This is a genomic window from Rhodococcus zopfii NBRC 100606 = JCM 9919 (genome assembly GCF_001895025.1).
GTDB classification, from domain to species: domain Bacteria; phylum Actinomycetota; class Actinomycetes; order Mycobacteriales; family Mycobacteriaceae; genus Rhodococcus; species Rhodococcus zopfii.
Map to the genome: position 1 here is coordinate 1 of NZ_BCXI01000089.1, position 4,426 is coordinate 4,426.

Annotated in this window: 5 protein-coding genes; 3 read left to right on the plus strand and 2 right to left on the minus strand. The window is 68.4% G+C overall.

Annotated features, from left to right (window positions below):
• Positions 1-114 precede the first annotated feature (114 nt).
• Positions 115-600 (plus strand): methylmalonyl-CoA epimerase, encoded by a 486-nt coding sequence (gene mce / locus RZ1_RS29035; protein WP_072816362.1) that lies wholly within the window; start codon positions 115-117, stop codon positions 598-600.
• A gap of 74 nt (positions 601-674) precedes the next feature.
• Positions 675-1,721 carry a coiled-coil domain-containing protein gene (locus RZ1_RS29040; RefSeq protein ID WP_072816364.1) on the plus strand — a complete coding sequence of 349 codons (1,047 nt, stop codon included), beginning with the start codon at positions 675-677 and terminating at the stop codon, positions 1,719-1,721.
• Positions 1,722-1,983: 262 nt separating this feature from the next.
• Here RZ1_RS29040 and RZ1_RS31585 read toward each other — a convergent pair whose 3' ends face one another.
• Both RZ1_RS31585 and nucS read right to left on the minus strand, forming a co-directional pair.
• Positions 1,984-2,292 (minus strand): Rv1322 family protein, encoded by a 309-nt coding sequence (locus tag RZ1_RS31585; protein ID WP_072816366.1) that lies wholly within the window; start codon positions 2,290-2,292, stop codon positions 1,984-1,986.
• Between the two features lie 2 nt (positions 2,293-2,294).
• Entirely contained in the window at positions 2,295-2,969 is a 675-nt protein-coding gene (gene nucS, locus RZ1_RS29050) for an endonuclease NucS (RefSeq protein ID WP_072816368.1), read from the minus strand.
• Positions 2,970-3,027: 58 nt separating this feature from the next.
• Here nucS and RZ1_RS29055 point away from each other — a divergent pair.
• On the plus strand, positions 3,028-4,426 hold a 1,399-nt coding region (locus RZ1_RS29055; RefSeq protein WP_072816370.1), incomplete at its 3' end, for an adenylate/guanylate cyclase domain-containing protein.

The window sequence follows — 4,426 nt, forward strand, 5'->3', positions numbered from 1 at the left end:
TCACGAGGAATTCCTCCGAGGTGTCGAGGAACAGCAACTTGCTCGTTCCTGGGGTTGTGCCGGAAGCGACCTCCCGGCGTGAACTGATCTAACGTTAGCGCTACCGTCTAGAACATGACTGAGTCGTCCTCCCATTCCTCCGCGACGGGTACCGTGCTGGCCTCCGGTCTCGTCACCGCCATCGATCACGTCGGGGTCGCTGTTCCCGACCTCGACGCCGCCCTCGTCTGGTACGCCGAGAACCTCGGCCTGGTCTCCACCCACGAGGAGCTCAACGAGGAGCAGGGCGTGCGCGAGGCGATGCTGTCCGTGCCCGGCTCCCCGGAGGGTTCCACCGCGATCCAGCTTCTCGCACCGCTGAACGAGAACTCGACGATCGCGAAGTTCCTCGACCGCAGCGGCCCCGGCCTTCAGCAGCTGGCCTACCGTGTCACCGATCTCGATGCGATCTCGACGCTTCTGCGCGAGCAGGGCGTCCGGTTGCTGTACGACGCACCACGCCGCGGAACCGCCGATTCGCGCATCAATTTCCTGCATCCGAAGGACGCCGGTGGCGTGCTCGTCGAGCTCGTCGAGCCGGCCGCCGACGGTCACCACTGACATCTCGGCGCGGCACTTATCACAACGCGGGATCGCCCGCCGCCCGAACCTCACTGACCAGGTAGATTGACGCCATGGTCTTCGATCGCGATCGCACCCCCAGCCAACTTCCGTTTTCCATCGTGCGCAAGGGCTTCGACCGCGACGAGGTGACCAACTACTTCGCGCGGTTCGAGGCCGAGCTGCGGGTGACCGCGACCGATCGGGATGCCGCGGCCGCCCAGGCCCGCGACCTGTCCCGCCAGCTCGAGAACGCGCGCAACGAGATCGACGAGCTGCGCAGGGATGTCGATCGGTTGTCGGTGCCTCCGACGACCGCGGAGGGGATGAGCGATCGCATTTCCCGGATGCTCCGGCTGGCGTCGGACGAGGCATCCGAACTTCGGGCACGCGCGGAAGCCGAATCGGCGGAGATGATCTCGCTCGCCGAACAGGAAGGCATCCGCCTGCGCGGTGACTACGAAGCGAAGATCGCCGAACTCGAGCGGCGGCGTATCGCGTTCGAAGAGGAACATGCCGAGACGATGGCTGCTGCGCGGGCCGAGGCGAATCGCATCATCGCCGCCGCCGAGGCGGAACGCGACCGCCTCGCCGCGCAGGCCGAGGCGAAGCGCGCGCAGGTTCAGCAGGACTTCGAGATCACGATGGGCGAGCGTCGGTCCAAGCTGCTCGGTGCGCTGGACGAGCTCGAGCGCACCAGCAAGGCCGAGGCCGACCGGCGCGTCGAGCAGGCGACCCAGGAAGCCGCCCGCCGCGTTTCCCTCGCGACCGAACAGTCCGAGCGCAAGATCTCCAACGCCCGCGACCTCACCGAGGAACTGCGCGTGCTGCGCAGCCGGATCCTCACCCAGCTCGACGGGGTGCGCGAGCAGCTCGACGGGGTGCCGTCGATGCTCGCCGCGGTCACGCGGGAAGGCGAGCTGCTCGACCGCGACGGGCTGTCCACGCAGGACGATCGCATCGACGACGGAAACGGCACCGATTCGGACGCGGCCACCGATCCCGTACCCGAGGCGCCCGGAGATCGGGGCACATCGCGCGACGGAGCCGAGCGAGCGCAGGCACAGGTGGGCGATCGTCGTGACCGCTCACCCGCGGTCGCCAGCAAGGCACGCAACTGAGCAAACCGCGGCGTTCGAACCCACCCCCGACGGGGGTTCGAACGCCGCGGAGATCTTCCGGCAGGTCGGGCCGAGACGACTCCGGCCGCCCCCGGGCGGCCGAATATCGACGCCGCCACCGACCCAGTCCACCCGTGCGTTCGGATGCACGGTGCAGGTGCGACCTTAGGGCACCAGGGCGAACAAAGCACCGCGCCGTCCCATTCGAGTTCGATGTCGGGGCCGGTTCACAACCGACCCGGCGGGCCCCCGTGGCCGGCGACTACGACCAGCGTCGCGTCGGGCTACGTGTGGCACGGCCCGACCAGCATCCGGTGTGCCAGTGCCGGCGGTCGTCCGCGCCGCCGAGCCCATCGGCCGACCAGGCCACGACGTGAGGGGTGCCCGGAGCGATCTCGTGGTCGCATCCCGGGCATCGATACGGCTTGGTCGCTCGGGACCCTGGCACCGTGCGCACGGTGAACCGTTCCGAATCGGCGCCCGCGGGCCCGTACTCGGTGCGGACGGTGGCAGACGCGTGCGGATGCTGCCCGCGATGTCGCGGCGGCTGGGCTCGGTTGCGGCGCGGCACGATCAGAACAACCGGAACTCGGTGCTCTCGGTTCCGCGCAACGCCTCGTAGTCGAGGACGAAGCATCGGATGCCCCGGTCGGTCGCGAGAGTCTTGGCCTGCGGCTTGATCTGCTGCGCCGCGAACACACCGCTCACCGGCGCCAGCAGCGGATCCCGGTTGAGCAGTTCGAGATAGCGGGTGAGCTGTTCGACACCGTCGATCTCACCTCGACGCTTGATCTCGACCGCGACCGTTGCCCCATCCGCGTCGCGGCACAACAGATCGACGGGGCCGATGGCCGTCGGATACTCCCGGCGGATGAGCGTGTATCCGGCGCCCAGGGTCTGGACGTGCTCGGCGAGCAATTCCTGCAGGTGCGCTTCCACACCGTCCTTGATCAGGCCCGGGTCGACGCCGAGTTCGTGGCTCGAATCGTGCTCGATCTCCTCGAGCGTGATGCGTAGTTGCTCACCGGCCTTGTTGGTGACCACCCACACGGCCTCCGCCTCCTCGGCCGGCTCCTCGGCCATCCAGCACGGCGGGCTCATCCAGTTCAGCGGCTTGTAGGCACGGTCGTCGGCATGAACACTCACCGACCCGTCGGCCTTGACGAGCAGCAGGCGTCGCGCCGTCGGCAGGTGTGCCGTCAGGCGTCCGATGTAGTCGACTCGGCAACGGGCAATCACTAGGCGCACTCCTGCCACCCTAGTGGATCCCCCGGACATCGCCCCAACGGACTACTCTCGAACAACTATGCCCGTACGCCGTGCAAGCACCGCTCCACTCGGTTCCGCAATCCTCGGCGAGCCCGCCGAACCGGTTCGGCGGCAACGCATCCGAATCCAGACTCTGCTCACCCTCTCACTGCTCGGCACGCACTTTCTCGGTGCGGTCATCGCGGCAGTGCTGATCAATGTGGTGGTCCCCGGACCGTCGGTACTGACCGGCGAGTTCGTCGTCGTGGTCGCCGTGATCGCGCCCGTCTACGTACTCGTTGCAATGGTCGTCGGGACGGTCCGCGGCACCCGGCTCGGCCTCGAGCAGCTGCGCTGGGCACTCGACGACCGGCCCCCGACCGACGCACAGAAGCGGGACGCGCTGCGCCTGCCGTGGCGCCTCACCGTTCAGCAGGGCACGCTCTGGTTCATCGGATTCGTCCTGTTCACGGTGTGCTTCGGCATCATCGACGCGTCGACGATCCCCAAGGTCTCCCTGACGATCGCGCTGGCCGGACTGACCGTGTGCGGCTTCGTCTACCTGTTCGGGGAATTCGCGTTGCGCCCGATCGCGGCCCGCGCACTGGAGGCGGGTGCGCCCGTACGACGACGGCGAGCAAGCGCCGGAGGTCGCTTCATGCTCGCGTGGGCGCTCGGCAGCGGTGTCCCCATCGTCGGGCTCCTGCTGGTCGCGGTGTTCAGCTTCATCCGGCCTGTCACTCCGACCCGGTTCGCCGTGACGACCCTGACGATCGGCACGATCGCGCTCGTCGTCGGTGCCCTGCTGATGTGGCTCAGCGTCCGGGCGAGCATCGCACCCATCGAATCCGTGCGGGCCGGGATGACCCGGATCGAGCGGGGCGACCTGGAGACGAGGGTCGTGGTGTACGACGGCACCGCGCTCGGCGAACTGCAGGCCGGGTTCAACCGGATGGCCGAAGGACTGACCGAACGTGAACGACTACGAGACGTTTTCGGCCGGCACGTGGGACGGGACGTCGCAGCGGCCGCACTCGCCAATGCCGACGTCCTCGGCGGAGAGGAGCGGGATGTCGCAGTGCTGTTCGTCGACATCATCGGTTCCACTGCGATGGCCGCGAGCCGACCACCAGCCGAGGTCGTCGCTCTGCTGAACCGGTTCTTCGAGGTCGTCGTCGACGAGGTGCACCGCGCCGGCGGTTTCGTCAACAAGTTCGAGGGCGACGCGGCGCTGGCCATATTCGGCGCACCCATCGCCGCGGCCGACGCCGCAGGATCCGCCCTGCGCGCCGCCCGCGAGATCTCTCGCCGCATCGTCACCGAGGTTCCGGAGTGCCGAGCCGGCATCGGGGTCGCCGCCGGACGAGCGGTCGCGGGGAATGTGGGTGCCCGGGAACGGTTCGAGTACACCGTGATCGGTGATCCGGTCAACGAGGCGGCCCGCTTGTCGGAGCTGG